Consider the following 16,629-nt stretch of genomic DNA (forward strand, 5'->3'; position numbering starts at 1 on the left):
GGGGACGAAAGCGCATGTTTACACTGCTGGTCGATTTCGCGGACAAGATCTCGGTCTTCAATGTCTTCCGCTACATCACGTTCCGCACCGGCGGGGCGCTGATCACCTCGGCGCTGATCGTCTTCATCTTCGGGCCGACCATCATCAATTCGCTGCGGCTCAGGCAAGGCAAGGGCCAGCCGATCCGCGCCGACGGACCGCAGACGCATTTCAAGAAGGCCGGCACGCCGACCATGGGCGGGCTGATGATCCTGTCCGGCATCATCGGCTCATCGCTTCTATGGGCGAACCTGTCGAGCATCTATGTCTGGGTGGTGCTGCTGGTGACGCTGGGCTTCGGCTCGATCGGCTTCTATGACGACTATCTGAAGGTGACCAAGCAGTCGCATCTCGGCTTCTCCGGCAAGGCGCGGCTGGGGCTCGAATTCATCATCGCCGGCATCGCCGCCTGGGTGATCATGCATAACGGCCAGGCACCGTTCTCGTCGTCGCTGACATTCCCCTTTGCCAAGGAATTCATCGTCAATCTCGGCTGGTTCTTTATTCCGTTCTCCTGCTTCGTCATCGTCGGCGCCGGCAATGCGGTGAACCTGACCGATGGCCTCGACGGACTGGCGATCGTGCCGATCATGATCGCGGCGGCCTCCTTCGGCGTCATCGCCTATCTCTCGGGCAATGCGGTATTCGCCGAATATCTGCAGATCCATTTCGTCCCCGGCACAGGCGAGCTGGCTGTCGTGCTCGGCTCGGTGATCGGCGCCGGCCTCGGCTTCCTCTGGTTCAATGCGCCGCCGGCGGCGATCTTCATGGGCGACACCGGTTCGCTGGCCATGGGCGGCCTGATCGGCACGGTGGCGGTCGCCACCAAGCACGAGATCGTGCTGGTGATCGTCGGCGGCCTGTTCGTGGTCGAGATCCTCTCGGTCATCATCCAGGTCGGCTACTTCAAGATGACCGGCAAGCGCGTGTTCCTGATGGCGCCGATCCACCATCATTTCGAAAAACTCGGCTGGACCGAGAGCCAGGTGGTGATCCGTTTCTGGATCATCGCCGTCATCCTGGCGCTGGTCGGCCTCTCCACCCTGAAGCTCAGATAGGAAGACCTCGTTGATCCCCGCCGCATCCTTCGCAGGCAAGCACGTCTCGCTCTTCGGGCTCGGTGGCTCTGGGATCGCGACCGCGCGGGCATTGATCGAGGGTGGCGCGGACGTGCTGGCCTGGGACGACAATCCCGACAGCGTCGCCAAGGCTGCCGCCACCGGCATCGCCACCGCCGAGCTGCGGGGTGCGGACTGGGCGAAATTCTCGGCCTTCGTGCTGTCACCCGGCGTGCCGCTGACGCATCCCAAGCCGCATTGGACGGTGGAGCTGGCGAAGGGTGCCGGCGTCGAGGTGATCGGCGACATCGAACTTTTCTGCCGCGAGCGGATTTTGCAGGCGCCGACGTCACCTTTCATCGCCATCACCGGCACCAACGGCAAATCGACGACAACCGCGCTGACGGCGCATATCCTCAAATCGGCAGGCCGTGACACCCAGATGGGCGGCAATATCGGCCGCGCGGTGATGACGCTCGATCCGCCGACGCCCGATCGCCACTATGTCGTCGAGTGCTCGTCCTACCAGATCGACCTTGCGCCCTCGATCAATCCGACGGCCGGCATCCTGCTCAACCTGACGCCGGACCATCTCGACCGCCACGGCACCATGCAGCACTACGCCTCGATCAAGGAGCGGCTGGTGGCGGGCAGCGAGACGGCGATCATCGGCATCGACGATTCCTGGTGCGCGCAGATCGCCGAGCGGCTGGAGCGGGCAGGTCGGCAGGTCATCCGCATTTCCAAGCGGCTGCCGCTGACCGACGGCTACTTCGCCGACGGCACCAATCTGATGGAGGCCGTACACGGCCGCTACAGCAAGGTCGCCTTCCTCGAAGGCATCGGGTCGCTGCGCGGCCAGCACAATGCGCAGAACGCGCTTGCCGCGGTCGCTGCGTGCCTGAAGGTCGGGCTCGACCTCGGCGAAATCCAGTCCGGGCTCGAAAGTTTTCCGGGCCTTGCCCACCGCATGGAGCAGGTCGGCCGCAAGGACCATGTGCTGTTCGTCAACGATTCCAAGGCGACCAATGCCGATGCGGCCGCACCCGCCCTGTCGAGCTTTCCGCGCATCTACTGGATCGCCGGCGGCCTGCCAAAGGAAGGCGGCATCGAGCCGCTGCGCGGCTTCTTCCCGCGCATCGCCAAGGCCTATCTGATCGGCGAGGCCGCCCCCGCCTTTTCGGCGACGCTGGGCGAGGCGGTGCCTTACGAGATATCGGGCACGCTGGCCGCGGCGGTCGAGCACGCCGCGCATGATGCGGCCAAGGACGACAGCGGCGAGGTGGTGGTGCTGTTGTCGCCGGCCTGCGCCAGTTTCGACCAGTTCAAGAATTTCGAAGTTCGCGGCGAAGCCTTCAGGCAAGCTGCGAGCGCTATAGATGGCGTCAAACCCATCGGAGGGGCACGATAATGCAGAGCCGTCTCGATAAAAGTCCTGTCGCAACCTGGTGGTGGACGATCGATCGCTGGTTCCTGGCGGCGTTCCTGTCGCTGATGGGCCTCGGCATCGTGCTGTCCTTCGCCGCCAGTCCCGCGGTCGCCGAGCGCATCGGCCTCGACAGTTTCCACTTCGCCACCAGGCAGATCATCTTCACCGTGCCGGCGCTCGGGGTGATGCTGGCCGTGTCCTTCCTCGATTCCAGGCAGATCCGGCGCATGTCGCTGATCATGCTGTGCCTGATGCTGGTGCTGATGGTGGCGGTGCTCTATGTCGGCGTCGAGGTGAAAGGTGCGCGGCGCTGGGTCTCGCTGGCCGGCCTGTCGATCCAGCCGTCCGAGTTCCTGAAGCCGGCCTTCGTCATCATGTGCGCCTGGCTGTTCGCCGAGCACAAGCGCCAGCCCGACATTCCAGGCAATCTGTTCGCCATGCTGCTGCTGGTGCTGGTCGTGTCGCTGCTGGTGGCGCAGCCGGACCTTGGCCAGACCATGCTGACGACCGGCACCTGGGGCATCATGTTCTTCATGGCCGGGTTGCCCTGGCTGTGGATCATCGTTTTGGGTGCGGCCGGCGTCGGCGGCGTCTTTGCAGCCTACACGGTGTTTCCGCACGTTGCCTTGCGCATCGACAAGTTCCTCACCGGCGAAGGCGATACGTTCCAGGTCGACATGGGACGCGACGCGCTGATCAATGGCGGCTGGTTCGGCGTCGGCCCGGGCGAGGGCACGGTCAAGCGGGTCATCCCCGACAGCCATGCCGACTTCGTCTTCTCGGTCGCGGGCGAGGAGTTCGGACTGATCATGTGCTTCTTCATCATGTCGATCTTCGCCTTCATCGTGCTGCGCGGCCTCAACACGGCGCTCAAGGAACATGACGATTTCACCCGCTATGCGGTAGGCGGCCTCGTCACCGTGTTCGGCCTGCAGGCCGTCATCAACATGTGCGTCAACCTGCAGCTGGTGCCGGCCAAGGGCATGACGCTGCCCTTCATCTCCTATGGCGGCTCCTCGCAGATCGCCATCGCCATCTCGATGGGCATGGTGCTGGCGCTGACGCGCAAGCGGCCGGAAAAGCGCAAGCAAATGGGCTTTACGATGCCGCAGCGCGCCATGCCGGCGGAGTGACATGGCGAGGGGCGTCATCCTTCTCGCGGCGGGCGGAACCGGTGGACATCTGTTTCCGGCCGAAGCGCTGGCGCATGAGCTGAACGGGCGCGGCTGGACGGTGCATCTGGCAACCGACGATCGCGCCGAGCGGTTTGCCGGCCACTTCCCGGCTGCCGCCATCCATCCGATCCAGTCGGCGACGATGGGCTCGAAAAATCCCATCGCCGTGCTCGGCGCCTTCTGGAAAATATGGCGCGGCGTGCGCCAGGCCTCCGCCATCATCGGCAGGATCAAGCCGGATGCGGTGGTCGGCTTTGGCGGTTATCCGACTCTGCCGCCGCTCTATGCGGCGACGCGACGCAAGGTGCCGACGCTGATCCATGAGCAGAACGCGGTAATGGGGCGCGCCAACCGGGCGCTGGCCGGCCGTGTCGATGCCATCGCCGGCGGCTTCCTGCCGCAGGATACGAGCGCCATCGGTGAAAAGACGGTGACGACAGGCAATCCGGTCAGGCCGGCTGTGCTGGAAGCGGCCAAGACGCCCTATGCGGCGTCGACCGGCGAGGAGCCGTTCCGCCTGCTGGTGTTCGGCGGCAGCCAGGGCGCCCAATTCTTCTCCGATGCCATGCCTGGGGCCGTCGCGCTGCTTTCGGATGCGCAGCGCAAGCGGCTGGTCATCACCCAACAGGCCCGCGCGGATGACGTGGCGCGGGTGAAGGCGGCCTATGCCGCCCTTGGCGTCGCCGTCGAGGTCTCGCCCTTCTTCACCGACATGGCGGCACGCATGGCGGCGGCGCATCTGGTGATCTCGCGCTCCGGCGCCTCGACCGTCTCGGAGATCGCCGTCATCGGCCGGCCGGCGCTGCTGGTGCCCTATCCCTATGCGCTCGACCACGATCAGGCGGCGAATGCTGCGGCCCTTGCCGCTGCAGGCGGCGGCGAGGTGCACCCGCAATCGACGCTGTCGCCCGAGCGCATCGCAGCCCTTATTGGCGGGCTGATGGACATGCCTGAGCGGCTGGTGGCAATGGCCGCGGGCGCGAAATCGGCCGGCAGGCCGGACGCGGCACGGTTGCTCGCCGATCTCACAGAGGCTATTGCGTCCCGAAAAAACCGTTACGGATTTCAGGAAGGGGACGCACCCATGAAGATGCCGCAGACCATCGGCCTTGTGCATTTCATCGGTATTGGCGGCATCGGCATGAGCGGCATCGCCGAGGTGCTGCACAATCTCGGCTACAAGGTGCAAGGGTCCGACCAGGCCGACAGCGCCAATGTGCAGCGGCTGCGCGACAAGGGCATCGAATGCTTGGTCGGCCACAAGGCCGAGAATCTCGGCGATGCCGAGGTGGTGGTCGTCTCGACGGCGATCAAGAAATCCAATCCGGAGCTGAAAGCCGCGCGCGAAAAGCTGTTGCCGATCGTGCGCCGCGCCGAGATGCTGGCCGAGCTGATGCGCTTCCGCCAGGCGGTGGCGATCGGCGGCACGCATGGCAAGACGACGACGACCTCGATGGTGGCGACGCTGCTTGAAGCCGGCGGGCTCGACCCGACCGTGATCAATGGCGGCATCATCAACGCCTATGGCACCAATGCCCGCATGGGCGACGGCGAATGGATGGTGGTCGAAGCCGACGAGAGCGACGGCACGTTCCTCAAGTTGCCGGCCGAGATCGCGGTCGTCACCAACATCGATCCCGAGCATCTCGACCACTATGGCAGTTTCGACAAGGTGCGCGAGGCGTTCCGCCAGTTCGTCGAGAACGTGCCATTCTACGGTTTTGGGGTAATGTGCACCGACCATCCGGAAGTGCAGGCGCTGGTCGGCCGCATCGAGGACCGCCGCGTCATCACCTATGGCGAGAACGCGCAGGCCGATGTCCGCTTCACCAACCACCGCATGGCGGGTGCCACCTCTGAGTTCGACGTGGTGATCCGCGACCGCAAGACCGGCAGCCAGAGCACGATTTCAGGCCTGCGCCTGCCGATGCCCGGCCGTCACAATGTCTCCAACGCAACGGCAGCGATTGCCGTCGCGCATGAGCTTGGCCTGTCCGGCGAGGCAATCAAGAAGGGTCTGTCGTCCTTCGCAGGCGTCAAGCGCCGCTTCACCCACACGGGCTCGTGGAACGGCGTCGACGTGTTCGACGATTACGGCCACCATCCGGTCGAAATCTCGGCGGTGCTGAAGGCGGCGCGCAGCGCCACCAAGGGCCGCGTCATCGCCATTGCCCAACCGCATCGCTTCACCCGGCTGCATGATCTCTTCAACGAGTTCTCGGCCTGCTTCAACGACGCCGATACGGTGATAGTGGCGCCGGTCTACGCGGCTGGCGAAGACCCGATCGACGGTGTTACGTCGGACGAACTGGTGTCGCGCATCCGCGCCGGCGGCCATCGCGACGCGCGCTACATCGAGGGGCCGACGGCGATCGCGCCGATCATTCGCGACCTGGCCAAGCCCGGCGATTTCGTCGTCTTCCTCGGTGCCGGCAACATCACCCAATGGGCCTATGCTCTGCCAAAGGAGCTTGCCACCTCATGATGCACGGCCAGGCCCTGATCGACAGACTCGGCGACCGGCTTGCCGGCCTGCGCGGCCGCCTCACGCCGAATGCCGAGATGGACAAGATCACCTGGTTCCGCGCCGGCGGCCTGGCCGAGGTGCTGTTCCAGCCGGCCGACGAAGAAGACCTTGCCGCGTTCCTGCGCGCGGTTCCCGAAGAGATTCCGCTGACCATTGTCGGCGTCGGCTCAAACCTGCTGGTTCGCGACGGCGGCATTCCGGGTTTTGTCATCCGGCTTTCGGCCAAGGGCTTTGGTGAGGCCGAAGCCATCGGGCCAACCAGCATCAAGGCGGGTGCCGCCACGCCCGACAAGCGTGTCGCGGCCCTGGCGCTGGAAGCGGGCATTGGCGGCTTCCATTTCTATCACGGCATTCCGGGCGCCATTGGCGGCGCGCTGAGGATGAATGCCGGCGCCAATGGCGTCGAGACGCGCGAGCGCGTCGTCGAGGTGCGTGCGCTCGACCGCAAGGGCAATATCCAGACGCTGAGCAATGCCGAGATGGGCTATGCCTATCGCCATTCATCCGCCCCAGTCGGCCTGATCTTCACCTCGGCCGTGTTCGAAGGCTTTGCCGAAGACAAGGCCACGATCAAGGCGGCGATGGATGCGGTGCAGAACCACCGCGAGACCGTGCAGCCGATCCGCGAGAAGACCGGCGGCTCGACCTTCAAGAATCCCGAAGGCACGTCGGCCTGGAAGGAGATCGACAAGGCAGGCTGCCGCGGCCTGATGATCGGCGGTGCGCAGATGTCGCCCATGCATTGCAATTTCATGATCAACACCGGAACGGCGACCGGTTACGACCTCGAATATCTCGGCGAGACGGTGCGCGCCCGCGTGCTCGAACATTCGGGCATCCGGCTGCACTGGGAGATCAAGCGCATCGGCAATTTCCGGCCCGGCCATGCCGTGCAGGAATTTTTAGGTCAGCTTCTCTGACATGTGTTGAAGTTCATGTGATGCATGAACTTCAACGCGCTCGCAAAATGCGCAAAACCGTTGCTGCAAAAACTCAGCGACACGGTTTTCGCAGCCATTTTCTCACAAAGTGAATCTCTCGGATTCATAAGCACTTGCCAGTGAATCAACTCTCTGATTCTCTGCTCCAAAGTGTTTCCTGATTTGAGTCGTTCGACGCGTTACCCGCGTTTTTCCGTCTGGGGGGCAACCTGCCGGGAGACTCGGACTCAATGTTGCGGAAATCTTGGTTTTTGGTCCGCCGTGAGAGGGGATGACGGGGAATGAAAAGCAAGCATGTGGCCGTCCTGCTGGGAGGTTTTTCGTCCGAGCGGCCCGTGTCCCTGTCTTCCGGAAAGGCCTGTGCCGATGCGCTTGAGCAGGAAGGCTACCAAGTCACCCGTGTCGATGTCGGGCGTGATGTCGGCTCCGTGCTCGCCGAGCTCAAGCCTGACGTTGCCTTCAATGCGTTGCATGGCCCATTCGGCGAGGACGGCACCATTCAGGGCATCCTCGAATATCTCGGCATTCCCTACACCCATTCCGGCGTACTCGCCTCGGCGCTCGCCATGAACAAGGAGCAGGCGAAGAAGATCGTGAAATCGGTCGGCGTTCCCGTCGCCGAATCGAAGGTTGCCAATCGCTTCGCCATCCAGAACAAGCACCCGATGAAGCCGCCCTATGTGATCAAGCCGGTCAATGAGGGGTCGAGCTTCGGTGTCGTCATCGTGTCGGAGGGGCAGTCGCATCCGCCGCAGGTCGTCGGGTCGTCCGAGTGGAAATATGGCGATACCGTCATGGTCGAGCGCTACATCCATGGGCGCGAGCTGACCTGCGCCGTCATGGGTGATGTGGCGCTCGGCGTCTGCGAGATCATTCCGACGGGCCATTCCTTCTACGATTACGATTCAAAATATGTCGCGGGCGGATCAAAACACGAATGCCCCGCAAAAGTTTCACCGAATATTTACCAAAAAATACAGACACTGGCGCTCAAGGCTCACCAAGCTGTCGGCTGTCGGGGCGTTTCCCGGTCGGACTTCCGTTATGACGATCGTCACTCCGAAAATGGCGAGGTTGTATGGCTCGAGGTCAACACTCAGCCGGGTATGACGCCGACGTCTTTGGTGCCTGAAATCGCTGCCCAGGCCGGGCATTCGTTTGGTGAGTTGTTGAGTTGGATGGTGGAGGACGCTTCGTGTCTGCGTTGAAATGGGGACAAGGCAAGGGGAAGGGCGCGGCCGGGCCGTCGCTGTTCGGCTTGTCGTTGTCATCAGGCCATTTCGTGCTGCCGCGCGTGCTTCGCCGCCCGGTGCGCATCCTGGCGCGCCTGGGCGATGGTGAATTCGAGGCGCCGCGCTTCTCCGCCGCGATGATGTCGGCGGTGCTGCTCGCTTCGAGCGGCGCCTATGGCGCCTATCTCGGCGGTCATGCCGACGGCATCATCCAGAGCATCACCGCCCGCACCGGTTTCGCCGTCGATCAGGTCAAGGTGGTCGGCAACCGCCAGACCTCCGAGATCGACATTCTCGACAGGCTCGAACTCGATGGCTGGACCTCGCTGATCGGTTTCGACGCGGAGGCCGCGCGCGAGCGCATCTCCGGCCTGCCGTGGATCGAGGTGGCGGCGGTGCGCAAGGTCTATCCGCATACGCTGGAAGTGCGCGTCGAGGAGCGCGAGGCCTTCGCGCTCTGGCAGCAGGGCAATGATCTCTCGGTCATCGAAAAGGATGGCGCCGTCATCGCGCCGTTCTCGGGTGGCAAGCAGGTGATGTTGCCGCTGCTGATCGGCGACGGCGCGCCGGCCAAGGCGCCTGACTTCCTGGCCAAGGTCGAAAAATATCCCGACCTCGCGAGCCGGATCAAAGGCTATATCCGCGTTGGCGATCGGCGCTGGGACCTGAAGCTGGACAATGGCATCACCGTCAAGCTGCCCGAGGACGAAGAAGACCAGGCGCTCGCCGAACTGGTCAAAATGGACAAGGACAAGGGCTTGCTGTCGCGCGACATCGCTGCTGTCGACATGCGCCTGACAGACCGGCTGGTCGTGGAGCTGACGCCCGAAGCGGCGACGCAGCGCGAGGCCGCGCTCAACGAGAAGCCGAAGACCCTCAAGCGCAAGTCGGAGACGAAGATATGAGCTGGCTTGGCGGTTCAGGCGATGCCTCGTCGCGCCGGTCCGGCACTCTCACTGTGCTGGACGTCGGCTCGAACAAGGTCTGCTGCATGGTGGCCAAGCTCAAGCCGAACGATGACGGCAAGCTTTTGCGCGGCCGCTCGCACCGGATCCAGGTGATCGGCATCGGCCATCAGAAGTCGCAAGGCGTGAAGTCGGGCGTGGTCGTCGATCTCGACCGGGCCGAGCATGCCATCCGCCTGTCCGTCGATGCCGCCGAGCGCATGGCGGGGCTGACGGTCGATTCGCTCATCGTCAACATGACCGCCGGCCGGCTGAAGAGCGAAAGCTTCTCGGCGACCATCAATCTTGGCGGCCACGAGGCCGACGAGGCCGACATCAAGCGCGTGCTCGGCGCCGGCGCCAAGCAGGCGCTGAAGGCCGAGCGCGAGGTGATCCATTCGCTGCCCGTCGGCTTCTCGCTCGATGCCGAGCGCGGCGTGCGCGATCCGCGCGGCATGGTCGGCGACTCGCTGGCGTCGATATGCATGTGCTGACGGGGGACGCTGCCCCGATGCGCAACCTCGAACTTTCCATCAACCGTTCGCATCTGTCGGTCGAACGCATGGTGGCGACGCCCTATGCCAGCGGCTTGGCGGCGCTCGTCGACGACGAGCTGGAACTGGGTGCAGCCTGCATCGACATGGGCGGCGGCACGACGACCATCTCGGTGTTTTCCGGAAGGCAAGTTCGTCCACGGCGACGCCATCGCCATTGGCGGCAACCACGTCACGCTGGATATGGCCAAGGGGCTCTCGACCTCGCTCGATGCCGCCGAACGGCTGAAGGTGATGCATGGTTCGGCGCTGCCGGGCAGTGCCGACGACCGCGACCTGGTCTCGATCCAGCCGATCGGCGACGATGGCGACGTGCCGCTGCAGATCCCGCGCTCGGTGATGACGCGCATCGTGCGCGCCCGCATCGACGAAACGCTCGAGCTCCTGCGCGACCGGCTGAACAAGTCCGGCTACGGCAATGCGGTCGGCAAACGCGTGGTGCTCACCGGCGGCGCCAGCCAGCTGGCCGGCCTGCCGGAGGCGGCGCGCCGCATCCTGGGACGCAATGTACGCATCGGCCGCCCGCTCGGCGTGGCCGGCCTGCCCGAAGCGGCGAAGGGTCCGGCCTTCTCGGCCGCCGTCGGGCTTCTGATCTATCCGCAGATGGCGAGCTTCGAGAGCCATCCGGCGAAAGGCATTTCCGGTCTCAGGATGACCGGAACGGGTGGAAAACTGCATCGCATGAGTCAGTGGTTGAGAGACAGTTTCTAATTGACGGGGACAGCCCCATAGGCGGCCGCGGCGGCGAAGCGGCGTGAAAGGCAAAGGACGGAGACAATGACCATCAATCTGCAGAAGCCGGACATCACCGAGCTTAAGCCGCGCATCACCGTGTTCGGTGTCGGCGGCGGCGGCGGCAATGCCGTGAACAACATGATCACCGCGGGCTTGCGCGGTGTCGAGTTCGTCGTGGCCAACACCGACGCGCAGGCGCTGACCATGTCGAAGGCCTCCCGGCTGATCCAGCTCGGCGCGCATGTCACCGAGGGGCTCGGTGCCGGATCGCAGCCGGAAGTCGGCCGCGCGGCGGCGGAAGAGTGCATCGACGAGATCCTCGATCATCTCACCAACACCCATATGTGCTTCGTCACCGCCGGCATGGGCGGCGGCACCGGCACGGGTGCTGCTCCGGTCGTTGCCCGCGCCGCGCGCGAAAAGGGCATCCTCACCGTCGGCGTCGTCACCAAGCCGTTCCACTTCGAAGGCCAGCGCCGCATGAAGACGGCCGACATGGGCATTGAGGAGCTGCAGAAGTGCGTCGACACGCTGATCGTCATCCCCAACCAGAACCTGTTCCGGCTGGCCAATGACAAGACCACCTTCGCGGACGCCTTCGCCATGGCCGACCAGGTGCTCTATTCCGGTGTCGCCTGCATCACCGACCTGATGGTCAAGGAAGGCCTGATCAACCTCGACTTCGCCGACGTGCGTTCGGTGATGCGCGAGATGGGCAAGGCGATGATGGGGACTGGCGAGGCTTCGGGCGAGGGCCGCGCGATGGCCGCCGCCGAGGCTGCCATCGCCAACCCGCTGCTCGACGAGACCTCGATGAAGGGCGCCAAGGGCCTGCTGATCTCGATCACCGGCGGTCGCGACCTGACCCTGTTCGAAGTCGACGAAGCGGCGACCCGTATTCGCGAGGAGGTCGACCAGGACGCCAACATCATCCTGGGCGCCACCTTCGACGAGGAGCTCGAAGGCGTCATCCGCGTCTCGGTGGTTGCCACCGGCATCGACAAGTCGGCGGCTGAAATCGCCGCAGCACCCATCTCGATCCGTACGGCGCCGCCGAAGCCGGCCGCTCGTCCGGCAGTGGCTGCCGTGGAAAGCCGCCCGGCACCGGTCCAGCAGCCTGTCTACGAGCCGCGTGCCGCGGATCCGGTCGCCGAGGCTATCCAGCTCGCCGAGGCAAACGCCGCCGCCATGGCGCAGGCTCGTCCGGCTCCTGTCGCCCATGCGGACGATTTCCGTCCGCAGAGCAAGATCTTCCAGGCGCCGCCGCAGCAGCCGCAGCCAATGCTGCAGCCGGTCGTCCAGCAGATGCAGCCGGCCCCGCAGCCGCGTGAAATGCTGCGTGAGGTCCAGCAGCCGGTGGCGATGGCACCGCAGCGCATGCCGCGCGTCGAGGACTTTCCGCCGGTCGTCAAGGCTGAGGTCGACGCCAAGAGCCGCCCGGTGGACCACGAGAACAACAGCGGACCGATGGGCCTGCTGAAGCGCCTGACCAACGGCCTGACCCGCCGCGAGGAGGAGCCCGCAAGGCTGCAGCCGGCGCAGCCGCGCGAGCCGAAGCTGCGCCAGGCCGCCCCCGAAGTGCGTCGTCTCGCCAGCCAGGACGCCCAGCTCTACGCGCCGCGCCGCGGCCAGCTGGATGACCAGGGTCGGCTGACGCCGCAGACCAGGGCGACTTAGGACGACGATCAGCTGGAGATTCCGGCGTTCCTGCGCCGCCAGGCCAACTGAGCGGTTAACGGACTGTAACATTTGTTAACAGGCAGGCAAGGAATTGCTTGCCTGTTAACGTTTTAGATGCAGTAAAATCAAAGGGTTATAATATAGAGCTCGCTCCGGCCCGCGGTTACAAAGGGTAAGAAACCGTGATTTGGAGTCTCCCTGCCGGAACATTATCTTCGCTGCCTACCATAGTCGGTGTGTCGGGATTTCGGGGGAAGTGACCCTGCCTGCCGATTTTCACAAGAGCCGCGCCCACGGGCTGGAGAAGCGGACCTAGGCATTTCGGGCTTATGGGGATTGTCTTGCACGACTATCAGACGACAGTGAAGACGCGCGCGTCGCTTACGGGCACCGGCGTTCACAGCGGCAAAGAAGTTTCCATCAGTTTCCTGCCAGCGGATGCCGATACCGGCATCGTGTTCCAGCTTGTCAACGGAGACGGGCAGGGCCGCGAGTTCCGCGCCTTGGTTGCCGAGGTCGGCGCCACCGATCTGTGCACCATGCTTGGCGATCCCGCGGGCGAGCACATCGCCACGGTCGAGCACATCATGGCTGCCCTGTTCGGGCTTGGCATCGATAATGTCGTCATCGAGATCGACGGTTCCGAGGTTCCCATCCTCGACGGCAGCGCCATGGCCTTCGTGGAAGCCATTGATCAGGCAGGTATCGAGACGCTTTCGGTCAAGCGGCGCTACATCAGGGTCATCAAGCCGGTCCGTATCGAGAACGGTGCGTCCTGGGCGGAGTTCAGGCCTTATGACGGCACCCGTTTCGAGATCGAGATCGATTTCGAAAGCCCGGCAATCGGCCGCCAACTGTTCGCCTCCGACCTCAATGCCGATATTTTCCGCCGCGACATTGCGCGGGCCCGCACCTTCGGCTTCATGAAGGACGTCGAGCGACTGTGGGCCGCCGGCTATGCGCTCGGCTCCTCGCTCGAGAATTCGCTGGTGATCGGCGACGACAACCGCGTCATCAACATGGGCGGCCTGCGCTATCCCAACGAATTTGTGCGCCACAAGACGCTCGACGCCATGGGCGACCTGGCGCTGGCCGGAGCCCGCTTCATCGGCTGCTTCCGCTCCTATCGCGGCGGCCACAGGATGAATGCCGCCGCGTTGCGGCGCCTGCTGTCGGACCGCACGGCCTTCGAGATTGTCGAAACGACCCGCCGCGAGCGTGGTCGCGCGGCAGAGATGAGCGCCGTCAATGCGCCGCTCTACGCACCCTGGATGATCTGAACTCCGCACGTTTTCGCACCTTGTGGCGGGAAGCCCTAGTGTTGCAGGAATGCATCATCGCTCGGTGAAATCACAGGGATGCTCCGGCGCCGCCGCGCCGCCACAAAAATGCGCGATTGCCTAGACATAGCGTTGCCCGGCAAGGCGGTTATGGTTTATGGCTGCTGCCGTCGATTAGTGCATGTCGCTCAAAAGTGGGGACCAGTTTCGGGACAACAGCATGCAAGAGGCATTAAAATAACGCCGAAAGGGCGCAATCCAATCATGTTCTTCAAGCGAGCCGGTCGATCGAAAGCGCCCCAGCGGTCTGTTATCCTGGCGCTTTCGCTGGTTGTTCCTTCGCTCTTTCTGTCGGCCTGCATGTCGTCGGAGAAAGACATCGACCTGTCGAAATATGTCGACCAGACCGAGCCGGCCGACGTTCTCTACAATCAGGGTCTCGCCAATTTGAATGCCGGCCGCCTGGACGAGGCGAGCAAGAAGTTCGACGCCGTCGACCGCCAGCATCCCTATTCGGAATGGGCTCGTAAATCGATGGTGATGGGCGCGTTCGCCGACTATCGAAAGGGCAGCTACGACGACGCGATCTCGTCGGCCAAGCGCTATCTGGCGCTGTATCCGTCCACCGATGACGCGCCTTACGCGCAGTACATTATCGGCCTGAGCTACTATCGCCAGATCAAGGATGTGACGCAGGACCAGAAGGAAGCGCGCCAGACGCTGCAGACGATGCAGGATCTGGTCACGCGCTGGCCGACATCGGAATATGTCGATGACGCCAAGGAGAAGATCCGCTTCGCCAACGATCAGCTCGCCGGCAAGGAGATGCAGATCGGCCGCTACTATCTGGAGCGCCGCGAATACATTGCCGCCGTCAAGCGCTTCCGCACCGTGGTGGAGAACTATTCCAACACGCGCCACGTCGAGGAAGCATTGGCCCGCCTGACCGAAAGCTATTATGCGTTGGGGCTGACCTCGGAGGCCCAGACGGCCGCCGCGGTGCTCGGCACCAACTATCCCGACAGCCCGTGGTACAAGGATTCCTACAAGCTCCTGCAGAGCAATGGGCTTTCGCCGCGCGAGAATGCCGGATCGTGGATTTCCAAGGCCGGCAAGCTGATCACCGGCGCCTGAGCCTAAAGCGCGTCGCAGCGACGCGCTTTTCGGATTGATCCGATGCTGAAACAAAAAGATAGTGCGGCGCTGCGACTCCAATCGGTCGCGTGCCGCTTCATGGCGGTTCAGTGGTTTGATTGAAGCGCTGAGCCGTCCCAACTTTTTGTTCTACGCAATTCCGGTGGGAAAAACGCTACGCACTTTTCCTGGAATTGCCTGAGGTCCGGGTTCTGATGCTTTCCAGACTGTCGATCCGCGATATCGTCCTGATCGAGAAGCTGGATATCGACTTCCAGCCGGGCCTTTCCGTGCTGACGGGTGAAACCGGTGCCGGCAAATCCATCCTGCTCGATGCCCTGTCGCTGGCGCTCGGCGCGCGCGGCGACGCCTCTTTGGTGCGCCATGGCGCGGCGCAAGGCCAGGTGATTGCCGTGTTCGATGTGCCGCGCAACCATCCGGTGCGCACGCTGCTTGTCGAAAACGCTATCGAGGATGACGGCGACATCATCCTGCGCCGTGTGCAGACGGCCGACGGCCGCACCCGCGTGTTCGTCAACGACCAGCCATCCAGCGTGACCCTGATGCGCGATGTCGGGCGCGCACTGGTCGAGATCCACGGCCAGCATGACGAGCGCGCCTTGGTCGATCCCGGCGCCCACCGTGACGTGCTCGACGCTTTCGGCGGCCATCTTGGCGCCGTTCGTTCGACCGGCGAGGCCTGGCGGCACTGGCGCGCCGGCGAGCAGGAGCTTACGCGCCATCGCGCCAAGGTAGCGGCTGCCGCGCGCGAGGCCGACTATCTGCGCGCTGCGGTGGCGGAACTGACCAAGCTCGATCCGCAGCCCGGCGAGGAAACGGAACTTGCCGAACTGCGCGCCCATATGATGCGCGCCGAAAAGATCGCGTCCGAAATCCACGACGCGCAGGATGTGCTGTCCGGCCCGTCCTCGCCCTTGCCGCAGCTCGCCAGTCTGCTGAGACGGCTGCAGCGCAAGGCGACGGAGGCGCCTGGCCTGCTCGAGGATGTGGTCAAGTCGCTCGACGAAGCCATGCTGTCGCTCGACGCGGCGCAATCCGGTGTCGAGGCGGCACTTCGTGCCACTGAATACGACCCGCAGCGGCTGGAAAAGGCGGAGGAGCGGCTGTTTTCGCTGCGCGCCGCGTCGCGCAAGCACAGTGTCGCCGTCGACGATCTGGCGCAACTGCGCGACACGATGGTTGCCGATCTCGCCGATCTCGATGCCGGCGAGGAACGCCTGCATGGGCTGGAAAAGCAGGCCGCCGCGGCACGCGAGGCCTATGACATCGCCGCTGCTCAGCTCTCCTCGCTTCGCCACGCGGCGGCCGCCGGCCTGACCAAGGCCGTGATGGCCGAATTGCCGGCGCTGAAACTCGAACGCGCCGCCTTCATCGTCGAGATGAAGAGCGAGGCCGAGACCCGGATGCAAGAGGGCATCGACCAGATCGAGTTCTGGGTGCGCACCAACCCCGGCACGCGGCCCGGGCCGATGATGAAGGTGGCATCCGGCGGCGAGCTGTCGCGGTTCCTGCTGGCGCTGAAGGTGGCGCTGGCCGACCGTGGTTCGGCACCGACGCTGGTCTTCGACGAAATCGACACCGGCGTGGGCGGTGCCGTGGCGGACGCCATCGGCCAAAGGCTGGCGCGGCTGTCGAAGCGCGTGCAGGTGCTTTCAGTCACCCATGCGCCACAAGTGGCGGCGCGCGCGGCGACGCATTTCCTGATCTCCAAATCGGGCAGCACTGACCGCGTGGCGACAGGCATTGCCGAGATGGACAGGACAGCGCGGCAGGAAGAGATCGCCCGCATGCTGGCCGGCGCCACCATCACCGACGAGGCACGCGCGGCCGCCGAGCGGCTGCTGCGTGAAAATACAAACGCGGCATAAGACCATCCGGCG

At 64.2% G+C, this 16,629-nt stretch carries 11 protein-coding genes and 2 pseudogenes; all 13 read left to right on the forward strand.

Annotated features, from left to right (window positions below; translation table 11 throughout):
- The first annotated feature begins 14 nt into the window (after positions 1–14).
- Entirely contained in the window at positions 15–1,097 is a 1,083-nt protein-coding gene (gene mraY / locus AC0V8S_RS17715; RefSeq protein WP_095202157.1) for a phospho-N-acetylmuramoyl-pentapeptide-transferase, read from the forward strand.
- Positions 1,098–1,107: 10 nt separating this feature from the next.
- Positions 1,108–2,508: a UDP-N-acetylmuramoyl-L-alanine--D-glutamate ligase gene (murD, locus tag AC0V8S_RS17720; protein ID WP_475438535.1), complete on the forward strand. Its 1,401-nt coding sequence runs from the start codon at positions 1,108–1,110 to the stop codon at positions 2,506–2,508.
- Complete coding sequence (gene ftsW / locus AC0V8S_RS17725) at positions 2,508–3,659, forward strand: putative lipid II flippase FtsW (RefSeq protein ID WP_095202159.1); 1,152 nt, start codon at positions 2,508–2,510, stop codon at positions 3,657–3,659. Before murD ends, ftsW begins: the two co-directional genes overlap by 1 nt.
- A 1-nt stretch (position 3,660) precedes the next feature.
- Positions 3,661–4,665: pseudogene (gene murG, locus AC0V8S_RS17730) on the forward strand (undecaprenyldiphospho-muramoylpentapeptide beta-N-acetylglucosaminyltransferase); the annotation flags it as partial.
- A gap of 120 nt (positions 4,666–4,785) precedes the next feature.
- Positions 4,786–6,186 (forward strand): UDP-N-acetylmuramate--L-alanine ligase, encoded by a 1,401-nt coding sequence (gene murC / locus AC0V8S_RS17735; RefSeq protein WP_475438649.1) that lies wholly within the window; start codon positions 4,786–4,788, stop codon positions 6,184–6,186.
- A complete protein-coding gene (gene murB, locus AC0V8S_RS17740; protein WP_475438536.1) occupies positions 6,183–7,148 on the forward strand; it encodes a UDP-N-acetylmuramate dehydrogenase in 966 nt (321 codons plus the stop codon). Before murC ends, murB begins: the two co-directional genes overlap by 4 nt.
- 302 nt (positions 7,149–7,450) lie before the next feature.
- Positions 7,451–8,377 (forward strand): D-alanine--D-alanine ligase, encoded by a 927-nt coding sequence (locus AC0V8S_RS17745; protein ID WP_475438537.1) that lies wholly within the window; start codon positions 7,451–7,453, stop codon positions 8,375–8,377.
- Entirely contained in the window at positions 8,365–9,306 is a 942-nt protein-coding gene (locus tag AC0V8S_RS17750; RefSeq protein WP_475438538.1) for a cell division protein FtsQ/DivIB, read from the forward strand. The genes AC0V8S_RS17745 and AC0V8S_RS17750 overlap by 13 nt, the downstream gene beginning before the upstream one ends.
- Positions 9,303–10,610, forward strand: a pseudogene (ftsA, locus tag AC0V8S_RS17755) (cell division protein FtsA). Before AC0V8S_RS17750 ends, ftsA begins: the two are co-directional and overlap by 4 nt.
- Before the next feature lie 66 nt (positions 10,611–10,676).
- Complete coding sequence (ftsZ, locus tag AC0V8S_RS17760) at positions 10,677–12,311, forward strand: cell division protein FtsZ (protein ID WP_475438539.1); 1,635 nt, start codon at positions 10,677–10,679, stop codon at positions 12,309–12,311.
- Between the two features lie 332 nt (positions 12,312–12,643).
- The gene (gene lpxC, locus AC0V8S_RS17765) at positions 12,644–13,594 is read left to right on the forward strand and encodes a UDP-3-O-acyl-N-acetylglucosamine deacetylase (protein ID WP_183460817.1); all 951 of its coding nucleotides are present in this window, start codon (positions 12,644–12,646) and stop codon (positions 13,592–13,594) included.
- Positions 13,595–13,858: 264 nt separating this feature from the next.
- Entirely contained in the window at positions 13,859–14,728 is an 870-nt protein-coding gene (locus tag AC0V8S_RS17770) for an outer membrane protein assembly factor BamD (protein ID WP_095202167.1), read from the forward strand.
- A gap of 215 nt (positions 14,729–14,943) precedes the next feature.
- Complete coding sequence (gene recN / locus AC0V8S_RS17775) at positions 14,944–16,617, forward strand: DNA repair protein RecN (protein ID WP_475438540.1); 1,674 nt, start codon at positions 14,944–14,946, stop codon at positions 16,615–16,617.
- The last annotated feature ends 12 nt before the right edge of the window (positions 16,618–16,629 follow it).

Source organism: Mesorhizobium oxytropidicola (genome assembly GCF_056174625.1).